Here is an 18911-nt window from a genome sequence, read left to right as displayed (position 1 = left end):
GTAATAATTATTTTTTTTCTTTTGTTACTACAAAAACAATTCCACCAAAACCTATAATTACAACAGTTGTTATAAAAATGATTTCGAAAATATCTAACATCGTCATTGTTCTTTTGCCCTTTCTTTAAGCTGTCCACAAGCAGCTGAGATATCAAGTCCTTTACTTTCTCTTATAGTACAAGTTACACCTTTATTACTTAGTAAATCTTGGAATTTAATCGCATTTTCTAAACTAGGGCGTTTATATAAACTTCCTTCATGTGGATTAAAGAGTATTAAATTCACTTTGGCTTTAATGCCATTTAAAAGCTTGACTAATTCTTTAGCGTGTTCAAGCTTATCATTGATACCATCAATTAAAAGATATTCAAACATCACTCTTTTTCTTTGATCTATAGGAAATTCACGCACCGCATCCATAATCGCAGCTATATTATAAGCTTTATTGATAGGCATAAGTTCGGTTCGAAGCTCATCATTAACCGCATGCAATGATATAGCAAGTAAAACACCTAAATTCATTTGACCTAATTCTTTGATTTGTTTTGCCAAACCGCTAGTACTGATGGTTTGACGGCGAGGACTTATAGCAAGTCCCTCATTTTGCGCTAAAATTTTTACCGCTTTAGAAACATTTTTAAGATTATCCAAAGGCTCGCCCATACCCATATATACTATATTTACACGGCGTTCATAAGGGATATTGTTTTGTTTTTTGATCCATAAAATTTGTCCGACTATCTCACCTGCACTTAAATTTCTTTTCAAACCACCCTTGGCAGTAAGACAAAAACTACATCCACTTTTACAACCTACTTGAGAAGAAACACAGATAGTATATCTCGCATGAGAAATTCTTTTGCCTTCTGCGTCTATTTTTTCTTCTTTCATAGGCAAAAGCACACTTTCTACCCTTAAACCATCGATAAGTTCAAAAAGATATTTTATACTTCCATCTTTACTTTGCTCATTTTTAACGCATTTTACAGGAGAAAAATGAAAATTTTGCGCAAGTTCTAAACGCAAATCTTTTGGCAAACTTGACATATCGGAAAAATTATTGGCATATTTTTGATAAATCCATTGATAAATTTGTTTCACGCGAAACATCGGTTTGATTTTTTCTCCTAATTCTTCAGGTAAAAAATCTAAAATATTAACAAGCTCTTTCAAAATTATTTTCCTTTTTGAATTTTTAAATATAATGATATTTTTTTAAGTATTCTTCTAAGTTTTCTTTTGCCTTTTGATGATTTTTTATAAAATCTTCGTGAGCGTTTTCATTACAAAAATTTGTTGCACACAAAATACACTCTGCATCAATATTTAAATTTTTAGCTACGCTCAAAACAGAAAAGGCTTCCATATTTTCTGCAAAAAAACCTAATTTTGAAAATTCTTTTGCCGCTTTTGAATTTTGACAAATATAATTTGAAGAATTGATTTTTATTGTTTCACGAGAAACATTTTCTTTTTCTAAGCAAATTTCATATTTTGCAGGAGTATAAAATGCATGTGAAATTTTAGAAAATTCTACATTAAAAGCGTGCGAACTTCTATAAATTTCTAAAATCTCTCCTTTATCATAAAGCCCACAAGTTCCTATAAATATAAGTTTTGATGGTTTTTCTTTGAAGCAAAGTTGACTCAAATGAAAAGCTGATTCAACCAAACCTATGCCTATAGCTTTTGCAAAAGAAAAATTTTCATTTCCACCCGCACAAATAATCATTTTGATCCTTATGAAATTTTACAAAAAATAATTCTACCTAAAAAGACTTAATTAAGAATTTTTAGATAAAATTATTTCTTATGGTTAAAGCAAAAAAACAATACGGACAAAATTTTTTAATCGATAAAAGCGTATTAGCAAAAATCATCCAAGCCATACCCAAAGAGATGAACAATATCATTGAGATTGGGCCTGGCTTAGGTGATTTAACGCAAGAACTTTTAAAAATTTCTCAAGTAAAAGCTTATGAAATCGATAATGATCTCATACCTATTTTAAAAAAGAAATTTCAAAAAGAACTTGAATGTGGAAAATTTAACTTGATCCATCAAGACGCAAGCGAAGCTTTTAATCCTAGTCTTGATGAAAAACCATATTTTTTGGTTGCAAATTTGCCTTATTATGTTGCAAGTCACATTATATTAAAAGCTTTAGAAGATAAAAATTGTCTAGGGCTTATTGTAATGGCACAAAGGGAAATGGCTGAAAAATTCTGCGCTAAAGAAGGAAATAGTGAGTTTTCTTCCTTAGGTGTTTTAAGTGCAATGATTTGCGAAAGAAAAATACTTTTTGATGTTGATCCACAATGTTTTAATCCTCCACCAAAAGTTATGTCAGCGGTGATGAGTTTGATTAAAACTAAGGATTTTGATGAACTTTGCGAAATAGAAAATTTCAAAAATTTTCTAAAAGATTGTTTTAAAGCTCCTAGAAAACAACTCTTAGGAAATTTAAAAACATATAAAGCAAAAGTTTTAGAAGTTTTAAGCACTCTTGGCTTAAAAGAAAACATCAGACCACATGAAATTTGCGTTGATTTATACCTTAAAATTTATGACAAATTAAAGGATGAATATGGACGAAAACAAAGAGATAAATAAAAACGAACAAAATCCGAACTCAAATTCAAAAAACAATAAACGCTATAAATATAAAAATCGTAGAAAAAAATTAGCTGATTCTTTGCAAAATGAAAATGATACTCCAAAAATTGATCAAAATTCCAACAAGGAAAATTCTGAAAACTCAGAAAATAAAACTGAGAAAAAAAAGAAGAAAAATCGCAATCTTCCTTCAAAACTCACAGGTAATGAAGATTGGCAAATCGCTCTTGCAGAATGCATAGAAGCTAACCGTATTTCACATGAAAACCGCTTACACCCTTTAAAATATAATAATTCTAGCGAGCATAAAATCCGCATCACTCCTTTAGGAGGTTTAGGAGAAATTGGTGGAAATATCAGTGTTTTTGAAACCAATAAAGATGCAATTATAGTAGATATAGGTATGAGTTTTCCTGATGGAACTATGCATGGGGTAGATATTATCATCCCTGATTTTGACTATGTAAGAAAAATTAAAGATAAAATTCGTGGTATAGTGATCACTCATGCACACGAAGATCATATCGGTGCAGTGCCTTATTTCTTTAAAGAATTCCAATTTCCTATCTACGCTACACCTTTGGCTTTAGGAATGATTTCAAACAAATTTGAAGAACATGGCTTAAAAGCAGAACGCAAATGGTTTCGCCCTGTAGAAAAACGCCGTGTTTATGAGATAGGCGAATTTGATATAGAGTGGATCCACATCACGCATTCTATCATTGATGCTTCAGCGCTTGCGATCAAAACAAAAGCAGGAACGATTATCCACACAGGTGATTTTAAAATTGATCAAACTCCAATCGATGGCTATCCAACAGACTTAGGACGTTTGGCACATTATGGAGAAGAAGGGGTTTTATGTCTTTTAAGCGATAGTACAAATTCGTACAAAGAAGGTTATACAAAAAGTGAAAGCTCCGTAGGGCCAACTTTTGATCAAATCTTTGCACGTACCAAAGGCAGGGTGATCATGAGTACTTTTAGTTCTAATATCCACCGCGTTTATCAAGCTATCACTTATGGTTTAAAATACGGTAGAAAAGTTTGTGTGATCGGTCGTTCTATGGAAAGAAATCTTTATACCACTATGGAATTAGGCTACATCAAACTTGATAGAAAAATTTTCATCGATGCTGATGAAGTAAGCAAATATAAAGACAATGAAGTGCTTATCGTAACTACAGGAAGTCAAGGCGAAACCATGAGTGCGCTTTATAGAATGGCAACTGATGAGCATAAATTTATAAAAATCAAACCTACAGATCAAGTGATTATTTCAGCTAAAGCCATACCAGGAAATGAAGCAAGTGTTTCTGCGGTGCTTGACTATCTTTTAAAAGCAGGAGCTAAAGTAGCGTATCAAGAATTTAGTGAAATTCATGTAAGCGGACACGCTAGTATAGAAGAGCAAAAGCTTATGCTAACCCTTACTAAGCCTAAATTTTTCCTACCAGTTCATGGAGAATACAATCACATCACCAAACACAAAGAAACAGCGATGAAGTGCGGTATCCCTGAAAGAAATATTTATCTTATGAGTGATGGCGATCAAGTAGAACTTTGCCAAAAATATGTCAAACGCATAAAAACCGTAAAAACAGGTAAAGTTTTTGTAGATAATCAAATCAACAAACAAATCGCCGATGATGTAGTTATAGATCGCCAAAAACTTGCAGATAGTGGTATAGTAGTTATTATCGCACAAATTGACAAAGCTACAAAAACACTGATCAACAAACCAAGAGTATTTAGCTATGGGCTAGTAGCTGACAAACACGATCATGCTTTTAGCAAAGATATGGCTGAAGTTTTAGGACAATTTTTCATCAATGTTAAAGATGAAGTACTCAATGATCCAAGATTTTTAGAAAATCAAATCCGCCAAGTTTTAAGAAAACACATCTTTAGAAAGATTAAAAAATACCCAACCATAGTTCCAACTATTTTTGTAATGTAAAAAAGGGCAAAAACGCCCTTTTTAAGGAAGATCAAATGAGAATTAATAAATTTATATCCCATAACACCCGCTATTCACGCCGTGAAGCCGATGAACTTATCAAACAAGGCTTAGTAAAAATAAACAACAAAATTGCCCTTTTAAGCGATGAAGTTAAATTTGATGATAAAGTTTTTGTTAAAGGTAAAAGAGTACAAAAAAGAACGCAATTTAGCGTGATAATCTACCATAAACAAAAAGGTGAAATTGTCAGTAAAAAAGACGATCGTGGAAGAAAAACTATATATGATACCTTGCCAAGACAATTTAGTACTTGGCTTAGCGTAGGTAGGCTGGATTATGCAAGTGAAGGCTTACTTTTGCTTACAGATTCTCCTGTGATTGCCGATGCTTTAATGCATAGCGATTTAGAAAGAGAATACTACCTTAAAGTTAAAGGCACGGTGAGCAAACAAGTCATCGAAGCCATGCAAAATGGACTTGAGATTAAAAATGAAAAAAAAGGCGCACATGCAAAAACTAAAATTACCTCTATGAGTTTTGCTCCTTTTATAGACTTTGAAATTTTTGGATCAAGTGGAGGCTATACTAAGCTTAGAGTGGTTATAAATGAAGGTAAAAATAGAGAGCTTAGACGCTTTTTTGGACATTTTGATCTTGAAGTCATGGATCTTAAGCGTGTTGCTTTTGGGGCTTTAGATCTTGGTATGTTGAAGGCGGGAAAACATCGTTATTTAGAAAATGGCGAATATGAAAAATTAAGAGATTTTTTAAAATTTAATGAAATAAGATATTGACCATTATATACAAAAATTTAAAAAATAATGATAATTTTTAAATTCTAAAAATTCTATTTTTATCCTTTTTAAAAGGAAAATAATAGAAAAATTTCATCAAATTCCTTGACTTTGAAAACAAGATTTTATATACTCTCATTTCAATTTTTATAAATTGGTTAGTTTTTAACTAACGAGTTCTTTTTAAAGGAAATATTATGGAAAGAATTAGGCTTAAGCTAAAAGCTTATGACCATCGAGTACTAGACAGAACAGTTGCAGCAATCGTAGAAGCTGTTAAAAGAACAGGTGCGGATATTAGAGGTCCGATACCAATGCCTACTAAAATCAAACGCTATACAGTTTTAAAATCTCCACACATTAACAAAGATTCTCGTGAGCAGTTTGAAATAAGAATTCACGCGCGTATGCTAGATATAGTAGCAGCGACTCCAGATACAGTTGATTCTTTAACGAAGCTTGATTTAGCGCCAGAAGTAAGCGTTGAAGTAAGAGCTATGGGTAAGTAAGGATAAGATATGGAATATATTGTAGAAAAAATTGGAATGAGCAGAACAATTACTAATCCAAGTATCGCTGTAACTTTACTAAGAGTTGTAAATGCAAAAGTATGTGAAGTTGAAGGCGGAAAGGCTTTAGTAGCATATCCAAAAGGTAAAGCAAGTAATAAATGTGTCGCAGGACAACAAAAAAAATACAATCTTTCTGCAGAATACAATAGATTTGCGACTTTAGAAGTAGCAAATACTGAAGCAGGAGATTTAGATGAAACTCCATTAAATGAAGCAAAAATTTTAAAAGTAAGCTTTAACACTAAAGGTAGAGGTTATAGCGGTGTTATGAAAAGACATAACTTCGCAGGGGGTCCAGCAAGTCACGGTTCGAGATTTCATAGACGCCATGGATCTATTGGTAATAGAGAATGGCCAGGTCGTGTTCAACCAGGTATGAAAATGGCAGGACACTATGGAAATACTAAAGTGACCATTAAAAACGAAGTTGTATCTTATGATGCTGAAAATAAAATTTTAGTAGTTAAAGGTGCAGTACCAGGTTATAATGGTGCCATGGGTAAAATAAGGATTGCAAAATGAGTAAAGTAGTTGTTTTAAATGATAAATTAGAAAAAGCAGGTGAACTTGATTTACCTTCAAAATATGCGGAAGTAAATCCACACAATCTTTACTTGTATGTAAAATCTTACCTTGCAAGTTTAAGAGCAAATACAGCTCATACTAAAGGTAGAAGTGATGTAAGTGGTGGTGGTAAAAAACCTTGGAGACAAAAAGGTCGTGGCGGTGCTAGAGCGGGTTCAACAAGAACTAACGTTTGGGTAGGCGGTGCGGTTGCTTTTGGTCCAACAAATGAAAGAAACTACTTCCAAAAAGTAAATAAAAAACAAAAAAGATTGGCGCTTGAAAGAGCTTTAGCAGATAAAGCAGCTAAAGGTGTGTTATTTACTGCTGATTCTTTGGCTATTGAAAGTGGTAAAACAAAAGATGCAAACGCTGTGATTAAAAAACTTGGCGTCAAAGATGCTTTAATCGTTAAAGATTTACTAGATGAAAAAACACTTTTAGCTTACAGAAATTTAGCAAATTGCTATGTAGTTGATGTAACTGAAGTAAATGCTTATTTAGTATCTGTATTTAATGCTGTTATTATGGAAAAATCAGTGTTAGAATCTATTACAAAAGAGGGATAATTATGGCAGATATTACTGATATAAAGACTATACTTTACACAGAAAAAAGTTTGAATTTGCAAGAGCAAGGTGTCGTAGTTATTCAAACTTCGCCAAAAATGACTAAAACAGGCTTAAAAGCGGTTTTAAAAGAGTATTTTGGTGTAACTCCAAAAAGCATCAATTCCTTAAGAATGGATGGAAAAATTAAGCGTTTTAGAGGTCGTTTAGGTCAAAGAAACAATTACAAAAAATTCTATGTTAAGCTACCTGAAGGTGTTAGCTTAGAAAATACGGAGGCTTAAGATGGCAATTAAAACTTATAAACCATATACTCCAAGTAGAAGATATATCACAGGTTTAAGTTCTGAAGATATTACAGCTAAACCAAGTGTACGCTCACTACTTGTTAAACTTCCAGCACACGCGGGTCGTAACAGCTATGGAAGAATTACAAGTCGTCATAAAGAAGCGGGTGCTAAAAAACTTTACAGAATTATTGATTTTAAACGTCGTAAATTCGGTATAGAAGGCAAAGTAGAAGCAATCGAGTATGATCCATACAGAAATTGTAGAATTGCTTTGATTGCTTATAAAGATGGGGAAAAAAGATATATTCTTCAACCACGTGGATTAAGCGTTGGTGATATCGTTGCAGCTGCTGAAAGCGGACTTGATATTAAACCAGGTAATGCAATGAAACTTAAAAACATTCCTGTGGGTACTATTGTTCATAATGTTGAGTTAAAACCAGGTAAAGGCGGTCAAATGATTCGTTCTGCGGGTGCTTATGCACAACTTATGGGTAAAGAAGAAAAATATGTTATTTTAAGACTTGCAAGTGGCGAAATGAGACAAGTTTTAGCTGAATGTATGGCAAGTATCGGCGAAGTTGGAAATGAAGAATGGGCTAATGTAACTATCGGTAAAGCAGGTAGAAATCGCCATAGAGGTATCCGCCCGCAAACTCGTGGTTCTGCAATGAACCCAGTAGATCACCCGCACGGTGGGGGTGAAGGTAAGAAAAATTCAGGCCGTCATCCAGTAACTCCGTGGGGTAAACCAACCAAAGGTGCGAAAACTCGTCGTAAAAAGGCTAGCGATAAGCTAATAATTTCAAGAAGAAAAGGAAAGTAAGATGGCTAGATCACTAAAAAAAGGTCCTTTTGTTGATGATCATGTAATGAAAAAAGTCATCGCTGCTAAAAAGGCTAATGATAATAAACCAATTAAAACTTGGTCAAGAAGAAGCACAATTACTCCTGATATGATAGGACTTACATTTAATGTTCATAATGGCAAAAGCTTCATTCCGGTTTATATTACTGAAAATCACATCGGTTATAAACTTGGTGAATTTGCTCCAACACGCACATTTAAAGGGCATAAAGGCTCTGTGCAAAAGAAAATTGGTAAGTAAGGGATAAGATATGAGTAAAGCATTAATTAAATTCATAAGATTATCTCCAACTAAAGCAAGATTGATTGCTAGAGAAGTTCAGGGGATGAATGCAGAATTAGCTATGGCTAGTTTAAAATTTATGCCAAATAAAGGTGCAAAATACATTGCAAACGCAATTTCAAGCGCAGTAGCAAATGGTGGCTTTGAAGCAAACGAAGTGATTGTAAAAAGTTGTCGTGTTGACGCAGCTGCGGTATTAAAAAGATTTAGACCAAGAGCTAGAGGAAGTGCAAGTCGTATTAGAAAACCAACTTCACATATTTTAGTAGAAGTGGCAAAAGCGGAAGTGAAATCTGAAGAGAAAAAAACAGTAGCTAAAAAAACTACTACAACAAAAGCTCCAGCTAAAAAAACAACAAGCACTAAAAAAGCAACAGTGAAAAAGGAAAGCTAATGGGACAAAAAGTTAATCCAATTGGTCTAAGACTAGGAATCAATAGAAACTGGGAATCAAGATGGTTTCCAACTAAAGCAAATTTAGTAGAAAATATCGGTGAAGATTACAAAATCAGAGCTTTCTTAAAAAGAAAACTTTATTACGCAGGAATTAGCCAAATTTTAGTAGAAAGAACTGCTAAAAAACTTCGCGTTACTGTAGTTGCTGCAAGACCAGGTATCATCATCGGTAAAAAAGGTAGTGATGTTGATAATTTAAGAAAAGAATTGCAAGATTTAATCGGTAAAGATGTAAATATCAATATCAAAGAAGAAAGAAAAGCAGGAGCTTCAGCTCAACTTGCTGCTGAAAGTGTTGCAACTCAACTTGAAAAAAGAATTGCTTTTAGAAGAGCAATGAAAAAAGTAATCCAAGGTGCGCAAAAAGCAGGTGCTAAAGGAATTAAAGTTTCAGTTTCCGGTCGTTTAGGCGGTGCTGAAATGGCAAGAACAGAATGGTATCTTGAAGGACGCGTTCCACTTCATACTTTAAGAGCAAAAATCGATTATGGTTTTGCAGAAGCTAGAACTACTTATGGAAACATAGGAGTTAAAGTATGGATCTTTAAAGGTGAAGTATTGCACAAAGGTATGCAACCTGAAAAAACTGAAGAAAGTGCTCCAGCTAAAAAGCCAAGACGCACAAGAAGGGGTAAATAATCATGTTAATGCCAAAAAGAACTAAATATCGCAAAATGATGAAAGGGCGTAACAGAGGTTATGCTAATCGTGGAACAGAATTTACTTTTGGTGAATTTGCATTAAAAGCAACTGAAGCAGGACGCATTAACTCACGCCAAATCGAAGCAGCGCGTATCGCTTTAACTCGTTTTGTTAAAAGACAAGGAAAAACTTGGATTAGAGTTTTTCCAGATAAGCCTTTGACAAAAAAACCTTTAGAAACTCGTATGGGTAAAGGTAAAGGTGCTGTTGAGGAATGGGTAATGAATATCAAGCCAGGTCGTATCATTTATGAAATGGCAGGAGTAAGCGAAGAAATGGCAAGAGAAGCATTGACTTTAGCTATGCATAAACTTCCATTTAAAACTAAGTTTGTTACAAGAGAGAGCCAAAATGAAATATACTGAGATTAAAGATAAAACAGCAGCTGAGCTTGCAACAATGCTAAAAGAAAAAAAGGTGCTTTTATTCACTTTAAAACAAAAGCTAAAAACAATGCAACTTACTAATCCAAAAGAGATTAGCCAAGTAAAAAAAGACATTGCTAGAATAAATACAGCAATTAACGCTTTAAGATAAGGATAGAAAATGGCATTTAAAAGAGAAATTCAAGGCGTTGTTGTTAAAATCGCTGGTGAAAAAACCGCAAGTGTTTTGGTTGAAAGAAAAGTGGTTCATCCAAGATATAGAAAAATTGTTAAACGCTTTAAAAAATATCTAATTCATGATGAGAGAAATGAAGTTAAAGTGGGTGATACTGTTGTTGCAGTAGAATGCAGACCACTTTCAAAAAGAAAATCATTTCGCTTAAAATCTGTATTAGCTACAGGAGTTGAGTAATGATTCAAAGTTTTACAAGACTTGCAGTTGCTGATAATAGCGGTGCAAAAGAATTAATGTGTATCAAGGTTTTAGGGGGTAGCAAAAGAAGATACGCTACCGTAGGTGATGTAATCGTTGCATCTGTTAAAAAAGCTTTACCAAATGGAAAAGTTAAAAAAGGTCAAGTGGTAAAAGCGGTTATCGTTAGAACTAAAAAAGAAATTCATAGAGATAATGGTTCTTTGATTCGTTTTGATGAAAATGCTGCGGTTATTCTTGACAACAAAAGAGAGCCTATCGGAACTCGTATCTTTGGGCCAGTGGGCAGAGAAGTTAGATATGGTGGCTTTATGAAAATCGTTTCACTAGCACCGGAGGTATTATAATGGCGGTTAAATTAAAAATCAAAAAAGGTGATAGCGTTAAGGTTATCACAGGCGATGATAAAGGTAAAACAGGTAAAGTTTTAGCGGTATATCCAAAAACACTTAAAGTGGTAGTTGAAGGATGTAAAATCGCTAAAAAAGCTATTAAGCCGAGTGAGAAAAACCCAAATGGTGGTTTTATCAATAAAGAAATGCCAATGGATATTTCCAATGTGGCAAAAGTTCAGGAGTAAGCGATGATGAGATTAAAAGAAAAATATAATCAAAGCATTAAACCTGCATTGGTTAAAGAATTTGATATTAAAAATCCTATGCTTATCCCTGTGATCGAAAAAGTAGTTATCAGCGTAGGTGCTGGTGAGTTGGCTAAAGATCAAAAAGTATTGCAAAATGTTGCAGATACTATTTCTTTAATTGCAGGACAAAAGGCTGTGATTACTAAAGCTAAAAAATCAGTTGCAGGATTTAAAGTTCGCGAAGGTTTTCCTGTAGGTGTAATGGTAACTTTAAGAAAAGAAAATATGTATGCTTTTCTTGATAAATTAATTTCTATTGCTTTGCCAAGGGTGAAAGACTTTAGAGGTTTAAGTAGAGATGGTTTTGATGGACGCGGAAACTATAACTTCGGTCTTGATGAGCAGTTGATGTTCCCAGAAGTGGAGTATGATAAAATTTTAAGAACTCATGGTATGAACATTTCTATAGTTACAACAGCACAAAATGACAAACAGGCACAAAAGTTATTAGAACTTATCGGTGTGCCATTTACAAAAGGAAAGTAAGATGGCTAAAAAATCAATGATTGCAAAAGCGGCACGCAAGCCTAAATTTAAGGTTAGAGCTTATACAAGATGCCAAATTTGTGGGCGTCCGCATTCGGTTTATAGAGATTTTGGAATTTGCAGAGTTTGCTTAAGAAAAATGGGCAATGAAGGTTTGATTCCAGGTCTTAAGAAAGCAAGTTGGTAAGGATAAAATATGATAAATGATATTATTTCAGATTCACTCACTCGTATCAGAAATGCAGGAATGAGAAAGCTTGAAACAACCAAGCTTTTACATTCTAAAGTTGTAGAAGCTTTAGTTGGAATTTTTCAAGCTAAAGGCTATATTGAGAGTTTTAATGTTATTGAAGAAGATAAAAAGAAATTTATCAATGTAGTTTTAAAATACGATGAAAAAGGTAAGAGTGTTATCAATGAGCTTAAAAGAATTTCTAAGCCTGGTCGTCGTGTTTATAAAGGTAAAGATGAAATCAAGCGTTTTAAAAATGGTTATGGTACTATCGTAGTTAGCACAAGTCATGGTGTTTTAGCTAATGATGAAGCTTATAAAGCAGGTGTTGGCGGCGAAATTTTATGTACCATTTGGTAAAAAATCTGCTTTTTATGGCATTGGGTATCCATTCTTTTAAAAAAGTAGAAATATCCTAGACAAATAAAAAGGAAAAATATGTCTCGTATAGGTAAACAACCGATTGCTATTCCAGCAGGAGTAGAAGTAAAATTAGAAGGAAATTTGCTTAAATTTAAAAAAGGAAATTTGGCAAAAGAACTTGATACTAAAGCAAATGTAAATGTTGAGATTAAAGATAATAATATTCTTTTTTCTCCAAAAGGTGAAGACAGACAAAGTAGAGCTTATTGGGGAACTTACAGAGCTTTAGCTTACAATATCGTTGTAGGTTTAACTCAAGGTTTTTCAAAAACTCTTGAAATCAATGGAGTTGGTTATAAGGCAGCTTTAAAAGGTAAAGTTTTAGAACTAAGCCTTGGTTTTTCTCATCCTATTAATTATGATATTCCAGAAGGAATTGAAATTGTAGTGGATAAAAATACTATTGCAGTTAAAGGAAGTGATAAACAAGTTGTAGGTCAAGTTGCTGCTCAAATTCGTGAATTTAGACCGCCAGAGCCATATAAAGGAAAAGGCGTTAAGTATTCTGATGAACGCATTATCCGCAAAGCTGGTAAGACATCTAAGAAGTAAGGGTAGAATATGAGAGCAAATGTATTAAAAAGAAAACTAACTTTAAGAATCAAAAGAAAAAAAAGAATTAGAGCGAAAATTTCAGGTTGTGAAAATTTTCCAAGAATTTCTGTATTTAAATCAAACAGAACTCTATATATCCAAGCGATTGATGATGTAAAAGCTGTAACTTTAGCAGCAGTTGATGGACGCAAACTTGGCGTTAAAGCAAATAAAGAAGGTGCTAAAAAAATCGCTGCTGAATTTGCTAAAACTTTAAAAGTTAAAAAGATAGAACAAGCTGTTTTTGATAGAAATGGTTATGTATATCATGGTGTTATCGCAGCATTGGCTGAATCTTTAAGAGAAAATGGCATTAGGCTATAAGGGGTAAATCGATGGAAAAATATAATAGAGAAGAATTTGAAGAAGTAATCGTCGATATCGGCAGAGTTACTAAGGTTGTTAAAGGTGGTAGAAGATTTAGATTTACTGCTTTAGTTATCGTTGGAAACCGCAAAGGTTTAGTAGGTGTTGGTTATGGTAAGGCTAAGGAAGTTCCAGATGCCATCCGTAAAGCTGTTGACGATGCGTTTAAAAATATCGTTGAAGTTAAAACTAAAGGCTCAACTATCGCTCACGATGTAGAGGTGAAATACAACGCAAGTAGAATTTTACTTAAACCAGCTAGCGAAGGTACAGGAGTTATCGCAGGTGGTTCTACACGCCCTATCGTGGAACTTGCAGGTATTAAAGACATCTTAACCAAGTCTTTGGGTTCAAATAATTCAGCTAATGTGGTTCGTGCTACAATCAAAGCTTTAACAATGTTAAAAGGATAAGAAGATGAATTTAACAAAAGCAGCGGGTTCAACGCATAAAACTAAAAGAATTGGCCGTGGTCAAGGTTCTGGCATGGGTAAGACTGCTACTAAAGGGGGTAAAGGTCAAACTGCTAGAAAAGGTTATAATGAAAAAAGAGGTTTTGAAGGGGGTCAACAACCACTTCAAAGAAGACTACCAAAAGTAGGTTTTACTTCTAAAATTCAAAAACCTTATGTGATCAATGTTGAAAAAATCACAGCTGTAAAAGAGCTTAGTGAAATTACATTTGAGAGCATTAAAAGTGTTCACAAAATTTCAAAATCTGTGAATAAAATCAAATTAATTGGTGCAAGTGCAAAAGACTTAGTATCAAAAATCAAAGACGAGAATATTAGCGTCACCGGATCAAAATAATGAATAGAGCATTGACGAATAAGATTTTAATCACCTTAGCATTTTTATTTGCTTATAGGGTTCTGGCTTATGTGCCAGTTCCTGGCGTCAATGCTGATGTGATTGCGGAATTTTTTAATAACAATCAAAACAATGCTTTGGGTTTATTTAATGTTTTTAGTGGTGGAGCGGCTGAACGCTTTTCTATCATTTCTTTAGGTATTATGCCTTATATTACTGCTTCTATTATTATGGAGCTTCTTGCAGCAACTTTTCCAAATATTGGTAAGATGAAAAAAGAGCGTGATAGTATGCAAAAATATATGCAAATTATCCGTTATGCGACTATTGTGATTACTTTGGTTCAAAGTATAGGCGTTGCTATAGGTTTGCAAAGCTTGCACGGTCGTGGTGGTGCAGGGGCTATAATGGTGGAAGATTTAAATATGTTTATCGCACTTTGTGCTATTTCTATGCTTGCTGGAACTATGCTTTTAATGTGGCTTGGCGAACAAATCACACAAAGAGGTATAGGAAATGGTATTTCTTTAATCATTTTTGCAGGTATTGTTTCAGGTATTCCAAGAGCGATTTCAGGAACTGTAGGACAAATCAATTCAGGCGAGATGAATTTCTTAACCGCTTTTGCAATTTTTGCTTTGATTTTAATCACCATAGGGGTGATTATTTATATAGAACTTGGAGAAAGAAGAATTCCTATTTCTTATTCTCGTAAAGTTGTAATGCAAAATCAAAACAAACGCATTATGAATTATATTCCTATTAAACTCAATCTTAGTGGGGTTATTCCACCGATTTTTGCTAGTGCGATTTTGATGTTTCCAACAACAATTTTACAAACTAGTACAAATCCTTATCTACAAGCCATTAATGACTTTTTAAATCCAAATGGTTATTTGTTTCATGTTCTAACTTTCTTGTTTGTAATTTTCTTTGCTTATTTTTATGCTTCTATCGTATTTAACGCTAAAGACATAGCAGAAAATTTGAAAAAACAAGGCGGTTTTATCCCTGGAATTCGTCCAGGTGAAGGAACTTCAAGTTATCTTAACGAAGTGGCTTCTCGTTTAACTTTATCAGGTTCTATTTATTTAGGGCTTGTTGCAACCTTACCTTGGGTTTTGGTGAAATTTATGGGTGTGCCTTTTCATTTTGGCGGCACTTCTGTACTTATTGTAGTTCAAGTAGCACTTGATACGATGAGAAAAATTGAAGCTCAAATTTATATGAGTAAATACCAAACTTTAAGTGCGGTAGGTTTGTAATAAATAAAATTAGCAAGATTTTTCTTGCTAATTTATTCTAGGTTTTTGCTTTAAAAATAAAAACACAATGCACACTATAAAAATTACTATTGACCATATTAAAAAAGCATCTACAAGACCCATTTGTCTAACGATAGGTTGAGAGATAATAGGACTTAAAAATTGTCCTAAAAATATACAACTTGCTAAAATTCCATAAGCCCTAGAGCGAGCATTTTCAGGACAGATTGAAAAAAGATAAGCCGTATTATTTACAAGCATAATACCTCCACCCATTCCAAGCAAAGCTAAGGCGATTAAAACTGTGAAAAAGCTATCTACTAAAAAAAGCAGCAAAAAAGAACAAGATACGATAAAAAGAGTTAAAACATAAATAGTTTTAATACTTAAGAATTTTATAATATATCTATAGCTTAGAGAGAAAAAACCATAACATAGTGCAGATACAGACATCGAAATACCTATATATTTAGGATCCAATCTCAAATGTTCTTCTATATAGTAAGGAAGTTGAGTTGGCGAAATATAATAAACTACCATGATAAAAAAACCTATAAAATAGATAGGGAAAAATTGCCAATAATTTGTTTTTGTTTCTATTTTTGTATGATTATAGAATTTAAATTTTCTAGGTTCAAAAAGATAAATGATAGCCATTAAGGTAATTAAAATTCCAAGTCCATATACCAAAAAAGGATAACGCCAAGAATAACTTGAAACAAATCCCGCAATAGAAATAAAAACAGCACCCCCTACTGCACAAAAAAATCCTTGAAGACTTAAAGCATTTTCTCTGCGATTAAAGCCACCACGACTATAATAATCCCCAAGCAAAGCCGAAGCGCCTGTCATTATAAAAGCAGTTGCCATACCAAAAATAGCTCTTGAAGTCAGTATAGCATAAATATCATTTAAGAAAAAGCCACTTATCCCAGAAAGAGTCCAAACCACCATAGCTGGAAGAATGAATTTTAATTTGCCAAATTTATCCATTAAAATACCAGCAAATGGAGATAAAATGACAACAAAAATAGCAGGGATGGTTAAAACTAAGCGAACAAGTATATCAAGATGAGCTAATGTGAAACTTGAAGCAAGAGTAGCGCCACTTTGGGTTAAAAGTTCTTCAAAATGTCTGTTGATAGCAGGCAGAGCAGATGAAATGACCACACTTCCTAGCATAGTCATAGCAGCCATAGAAAACACAGCTGCTTTAAATCCGGACTTTTCAGTAATTTGAATTATTTTTTTATCCATTTTTGTGTCATTTGGATGAAATTTATAAGTTTTGTCATTCATAATTTTTACCTTTTTTATTTTATTATACTCCAAAAATTATGGTTTGTATTTAAAATTACTTAAAATTATATTTTATTTATTTTGTTATGATAGTTTTGTTTTTAAAATATTTTAGCTTGATTAAAATATATTTTATAAGTAGAATTTTAAATATTTTTAGCTAAATTCAGCTTTTTATTTAACAAGGGTGCAAAATGAAGAAAAATTTAATCATAGTAGAATCTCCTGCAAAAGCTAAAACCATAGGAAATTTTTTGGGAAAAGATTATGAAGTTATCGCTTCTAAAGGACATATTAGAGATTTGCCTAAATCAAGCTTTGGGATTAAAATAGAAGATGATGAATTTATCCCTGAGTATAGAATCACAAGTGATCATAGCGCCTTAGTTAAAGAACTTAAAAGCAAAGCCAAAGATGCCAAAGAAGTCTATCTTGCAACGGATGAAGATAGAGAAGGAGAGGCTATAGCCTATCATATTGCAAAAGCTATAGGAAAAGATGAAAACACCTTACCACGCATTGTTTTTCATGAAATCACTAAAAGCGCTATAGAAAATGCTTTAAAAAATCCAAGAAAATTAAACATGCACTCTGTAAATGCTCAGCAAACCAGACGTCTTTTAGATCGCATTGTAGGGTATAAGCTCAGCCCTTTATTAGGACAAAAAATTCAAAGAGGACTTAGTGCTGGGCGTGTTCAAAGTGCGGCTTTAAAGATCATAGTCGATCGTGAAAAAGAAATTCGTGCCTTTGTACCCCTAGAATACTTTAGTATTGATATGATTTTTCAAAAAGATTTAGATGCAGAACTAGTTGAGTTTGATAAAGCCAAGATAGAAAAACTTACCATTACCAACAAAGATCGTGCTAAACTTATACTAGAAGCTTGTAAAAATGAAGTTTATAGTATAAGTGACATTGAAAGCAAAGAAAGAAAAATCGCTCCGCCGCCTCCTTTTATGACTTCAACTTTACAACAAAGTGCCAGCAATCGCCTTGGTTTTAACCCTAAAAAAACCATGATGATAGCTCAAAAGCTCTATGAAGGAGTAAATACCCATGAAGGCGTGATGGGGGTTATTACTTATATGAGAACCGATAGTTTAAATTTAGCCAAAGAAGCAGTAGAAAATGCAAGAAAATTCATACAAGCAAATTTTGGCAAGGACTATCTTCCAAGCAAAGCAAATGTATATACTACAAAGACTAAAGGCGCTCAAGAAGCTCATGAAGCTATACGCCCTACAAATTTAAGTTTTACTCCAGAAATTGCGGCTAAATTTTTAGACAAAGATGAGTTAAAACTTTACACACTTATTTACAATCGCTTTTTAGCCTGTCAGATGAGTCCTGCTATCTCTCAAACTCAAAATGTATTTGTAAAAAATGATAGAGCAGTTTTTAAAATAAGCGGTAGAAAAATCCTTTTTGATGGATATTATAAAGTTTATGGTGATATGGATAAGGATAAAATTTTGCCAAATTTTAAAATAGGCCAAAATTTAAAAGTGCAAAATTTAGAAATGAACTCACATTTTACCGAACCACCTTCAAGGTATTCAGAAGCAGGACTTGTAAAAAAACTTGAAAGTTTAGGCATAGGTCGCCCTTCTACTTATGCACCAACCATTTCTATACTTACAAGCCGTGATTATGTAACAATAGATAAAAAACAACTCATTCCTAGCGATGTTGCTTTTAATGTAACCGAAGTGCTTGAGAAAAATTTTAGCGATATAGTAGATAGTAAATTTACTTCAAACCTTGAAAATACCCTAGATGAAATCGCAGAAGATAAGGCAGATTGGCAAGAAACTTTAAAAGAATTTTACTATCCTTTTATGAGAAAAATCGAAGAAGGAAAAACAAAAATAGCTAGTCAAAAAACTGTCACAAAACTAGGCGAAAGTTGTCCTGATTGTGGCGGAGAGCTTGCTATTAGAAAAGGGCGTTTTGGAGAATTTGTAGCGTGTTTAAATTTCCCAAAATGCAAGTATTCAAGAAATTTAAAAAGTGAAAGCAAAAACGAAAGCGAAAATACAGCCGCAAAAGCTAAAGCTAATGGTACAGGCATTACTTGTCCAAGTTGTCAAAAAGGTGAAATCGTAGAACGCTTTTCAAAACGTGGTAAATTTTATGGCTGTAGTGCTTATCCAAAATGCAATTTTATAAGCAAATACAAACCAAGTGAAGAAAAATGCGAAGAGTGTGGCGAAACTTTAGTGATAAAAGAGCTTAAAAAAGGTACATTCTTAGAATGCTTAAAGTGCAAAATCAAAAAAGAAATGAAGGATTAG

General features: G+C 33.3%; 29 protein-coding genes. 25 read left to right on the top strand and 4 right to left on the bottom strand.

Annotation, left to right across the window (positions count from 1 at the left end):
- Positions 1-7 precede the first annotated feature (7 nt).
- Genes FBE96_RS08370 through FBE96_RS08360 form a run of 3 tightly spaced genes read right to left on the bottom strand, consistent with a single transcriptional unit; the run spans position 8 to position 1732 of the window.
- The gene (locus tag FBE96_RS08370; protein WP_002860136.1) at positions 8-106 is read right to left on the bottom strand and encodes a hypothetical protein; all 99 of its coding nucleotides are present in this window, start codon (positions 104-106) and stop codon (positions 8-10) included.
- Positions 103-1173, bottom strand: a complete 1071-nt coding sequence (gene rlmN / locus FBE96_RS08365; RefSeq protein WP_002853156.1) for a 23S rRNA (adenine(2503)-C(2))-methyltransferase RlmN — start codon at positions 1171-1173, stop codon at positions 103-105. The genes FBE96_RS08370 and rlmN overlap by 4 nt, the downstream gene beginning before the upstream one ends.
- 22 nt (positions 1174-1195) lie before the next feature.
- Complete coding sequence (locus FBE96_RS08360) at positions 1196-1732, bottom strand: purine-nucleoside phosphorylase (protein WP_002853142.1); 537 nt, start codon at positions 1730-1732, stop codon at positions 1196-1198.
- An 80-nt stretch (positions 1733-1812) separates the two neighbouring features.
- Between FBE96_RS08360 and rsmA the strand changes: the two genes are divergently transcribed.
- The 24 genes from rsmA (at position 1813) to secY (ending at position 15315) form a co-directional block, all read left to right on the top strand.
- Positions 1813-2613: a 16S rRNA (adenine(1518)-N(6)/adenine(1519)-N(6))-dimethyltransferase RsmA gene (gene rsmA, locus FBE96_RS08355; RefSeq protein ID WP_002853083.1), complete on the top strand. Its 801-nt coding sequence runs from the start codon at positions 1813-1815 to the stop codon at positions 2611-2613.
- Positions 2582-4576 carry a ribonuclease J gene (locus tag FBE96_RS08350; RefSeq protein WP_002864793.1) on the top strand — a complete coding sequence of 665 codons (1995 nt, stop codon included), beginning with the start codon at positions 2582-2584 and terminating at the stop codon, positions 4574-4576. The genes rsmA and FBE96_RS08350 overlap by 32 nt, the downstream gene beginning before the upstream one ends.
- Positions 4577-4611: 35 nt before the next feature.
- A complete protein-coding gene (locus FBE96_RS08345) occupies positions 4612-5373 on the top strand; it encodes a pseudouridine synthase (protein WP_002853086.1) in 762 nt (253 codons plus the stop codon).
- A gap of 197 nt (positions 5374-5570) precedes the next feature.
- On the top strand, positions 5571-5882 hold the full coding sequence (gene rpsJ / locus FBE96_RS08340; protein ID WP_002779353.1) for a 30S ribosomal protein S10: 312 nt from the start codon (positions 5571-5573) through the stop codon (positions 5880-5882).
- 9 nt (positions 5883-5891) lie between these two features.
- Positions 5892-6467 (top strand): 50S ribosomal protein L3, encoded by a 576-nt coding sequence (rplC, locus tag FBE96_RS08335; RefSeq protein WP_002864792.1) that lies wholly within the window; start codon positions 5892-5894, stop codon positions 6465-6467.
- Positions 6464-7078: a 50S ribosomal protein L4 gene (gene rplD, locus FBE96_RS08330; RefSeq protein WP_002851146.1), complete on the top strand. Its 615-nt coding sequence runs from the start codon at positions 6464-6466 to the stop codon at positions 7076-7078. The genes rplC and rplD overlap by 4 nt, the downstream gene beginning before the upstream one ends.
- 2 nt (positions 7079-7080) lie before the next feature.
- Positions 7081-7362 carry a 50S ribosomal protein L23 gene (locus tag FBE96_RS08325; protein ID WP_002851441.1) on the top strand — a complete coding sequence of 94 codons (282 nt, stop codon included), beginning with the start codon at positions 7081-7083 and terminating at the stop codon, positions 7360-7362.
- A 1-nt stretch (position 7363) separates the two neighbouring features.
- A complete protein-coding gene (gene rplB / locus FBE96_RS08320) occupies positions 7364-8194 on the top strand; it encodes a 50S ribosomal protein L2 (protein WP_002825501.1) in 831 nt (276 codons plus the stop codon).
- A gap of 1 nt (position 8195) precedes the next feature.
- Entirely contained in the window at positions 8196-8477 is a 282-nt protein-coding gene (gene rpsS, locus FBE96_RS08315; protein ID WP_002851509.1) for a 30S ribosomal protein S19, read from the top strand.
- A gap of 10 nt (positions 8478-8487) precedes the next feature.
- Positions 8488-8913: a 50S ribosomal protein L22 gene (rplV, locus tag FBE96_RS08310; RefSeq protein WP_002851214.1), complete on the top strand. Its 426-nt coding sequence runs from the start codon at positions 8488-8490 to the stop codon at positions 8911-8913.
- Positions 8913-9614, top strand: coding sequence for a 30S ribosomal protein S3 (gene rpsC / locus FBE96_RS08305; RefSeq protein WP_002851138.1), 702 nt, complete (start codon positions 8913-8915; stop codon positions 9612-9614). The genes rplV and rpsC overlap by 1 nt, the downstream gene beginning before the upstream one ends.
- Positions 9615-9616: 2 nt before the next feature.
- Positions 9617-10042: a 50S ribosomal protein L16 gene (gene rplP, locus FBE96_RS08300; protein ID WP_002779441.1), complete on the top strand. Its 426-nt coding sequence runs from the start codon at positions 9617-9619 to the stop codon at positions 10040-10042.
- Positions 10029-10214 carry a 50S ribosomal protein L29 gene (gene rpmC / locus FBE96_RS08295; RefSeq protein ID WP_002851566.1) on the top strand — a complete coding sequence of 62 codons (186 nt, stop codon included), beginning with the start codon at positions 10029-10031 and terminating at the stop codon, positions 10212-10214. Before rplP ends, rpmC begins: the two co-directional genes overlap by 14 nt.
- 9 nt (positions 10215-10223) lie before the next feature.
- Positions 10224-10475, top strand: a complete 252-nt coding sequence (gene rpsQ / locus FBE96_RS08290) for a 30S ribosomal protein S17 (RefSeq protein WP_002851549.1) — start codon at positions 10224-10226, stop codon at positions 10473-10475.
- Positions 10475-10843: a 50S ribosomal protein L14 gene (gene rplN, locus FBE96_RS08285; protein ID WP_002779438.1), complete on the top strand. Its 369-nt coding sequence runs from the start codon at positions 10475-10477 to the stop codon at positions 10841-10843. Before rpsQ ends, rplN begins: the two co-directional genes overlap by 1 nt.
- Positions 10843-11076: a 50S ribosomal protein L24 gene (gene rplX, locus FBE96_RS08280; protein ID WP_002779437.1), complete on the top strand. Its 234-nt coding sequence runs from the start codon at positions 10843-10845 to the stop codon at positions 11074-11076. Before rplN ends, rplX begins: the two co-directional genes overlap by 1 nt.
- Positions 11077-11079: 3 nt before the next feature.
- Positions 11080-11625, top strand: a complete 546-nt coding sequence (gene rplE / locus FBE96_RS08275; protein ID WP_002851453.1) for a 50S ribosomal protein L5 — start codon at positions 11080-11082, stop codon at positions 11623-11625.
- A 1-nt stretch (position 11626) separates the two neighbouring features.
- On the top strand, positions 11627-11812 hold the full coding sequence (locus FBE96_RS08270) for a type Z 30S ribosomal protein S14 (RefSeq protein WP_002851478.1): 186 nt from the start codon (positions 11627-11629) through the stop codon (positions 11810-11812).
- A gap of 9 nt (positions 11813-11821) precedes the next feature.
- Entirely contained in the window at positions 11822-12217 is a 396-nt protein-coding gene (rpsH, locus tag FBE96_RS08265; RefSeq protein ID WP_002851353.1) for a 30S ribosomal protein S8, read from the top strand.
- A gap of 78 nt (positions 12218-12295) precedes the next feature.
- Positions 12296-12832 (top strand): 50S ribosomal protein L6, encoded by a 537-nt coding sequence (rplF, locus tag FBE96_RS08260; protein WP_002851302.1) that lies wholly within the window; start codon positions 12296-12298, stop codon positions 12830-12832.
- A gap of 9 nt (positions 12833-12841) precedes the next feature.
- Complete coding sequence (gene rplR, locus FBE96_RS08255; protein ID WP_002851411.1) at positions 12842-13198, top strand: 50S ribosomal protein L18; 357 nt, start codon at positions 12842-12844, stop codon at positions 13196-13198.
- A gap of 11 nt (positions 13199-13209) precedes the next feature.
- Positions 13210-13653, top strand: a complete 444-nt coding sequence (rpsE, locus tag FBE96_RS08250) for a 30S ribosomal protein S5 (RefSeq protein ID WP_002779428.1) — start codon at positions 13210-13212, stop codon at positions 13651-13653.
- A gap of 4 nt (positions 13654-13657) precedes the next feature.
- Entirely contained in the window at positions 13658-14050 is a 393-nt protein-coding gene (gene rplO / locus FBE96_RS08245) for a 50S ribosomal protein L15 (protein ID WP_002851292.1), read from the top strand.
- Positions 14050-15315: a preprotein translocase subunit SecY gene (secY, locus tag FBE96_RS08240; RefSeq protein ID WP_002864789.1), complete on the top strand. Its 1266-nt coding sequence runs from the start codon at positions 14050-14052 to the stop codon at positions 15313-15315. Before rplO ends, secY begins: the two co-directional genes overlap by 1 nt.
- Positions 15316-15342: 27 nt before the next feature.
- Here the strand turns inward: secY and FBE96_RS08235 are convergent, their stop codons facing one another.
- Positions 15343-16614, bottom strand: coding sequence for an MFS transporter (locus FBE96_RS08235; protein ID WP_145599610.1), 1272 nt, complete (start codon positions 16612-16614; stop codon positions 15343-15345).
- A gap of 194 nt (positions 16615-16808) precedes the next feature.
- On the opposite strand from FBE96_RS08235, the gene topA reads away from it, so the two are divergent.
- A complete protein-coding gene (topA, locus tag FBE96_RS08230) occupies positions 16809-18911 on the top strand; it encodes a type I DNA topoisomerase (protein ID WP_002867521.1) in 2103 nt (700 codons plus the stop codon).

Source organism: Campylobacter sp. CFSAN093241 (assembly GCF_012889595.1).
Classification (GTDB): Bacteria; Campylobacterota; Campylobacteria; order Campylobacterales; family Campylobacteraceae; genus Campylobacter_D; species Campylobacter_D jejuni.
This window is presented reverse-complemented; position numbering and strand designations above follow the sequence as displayed.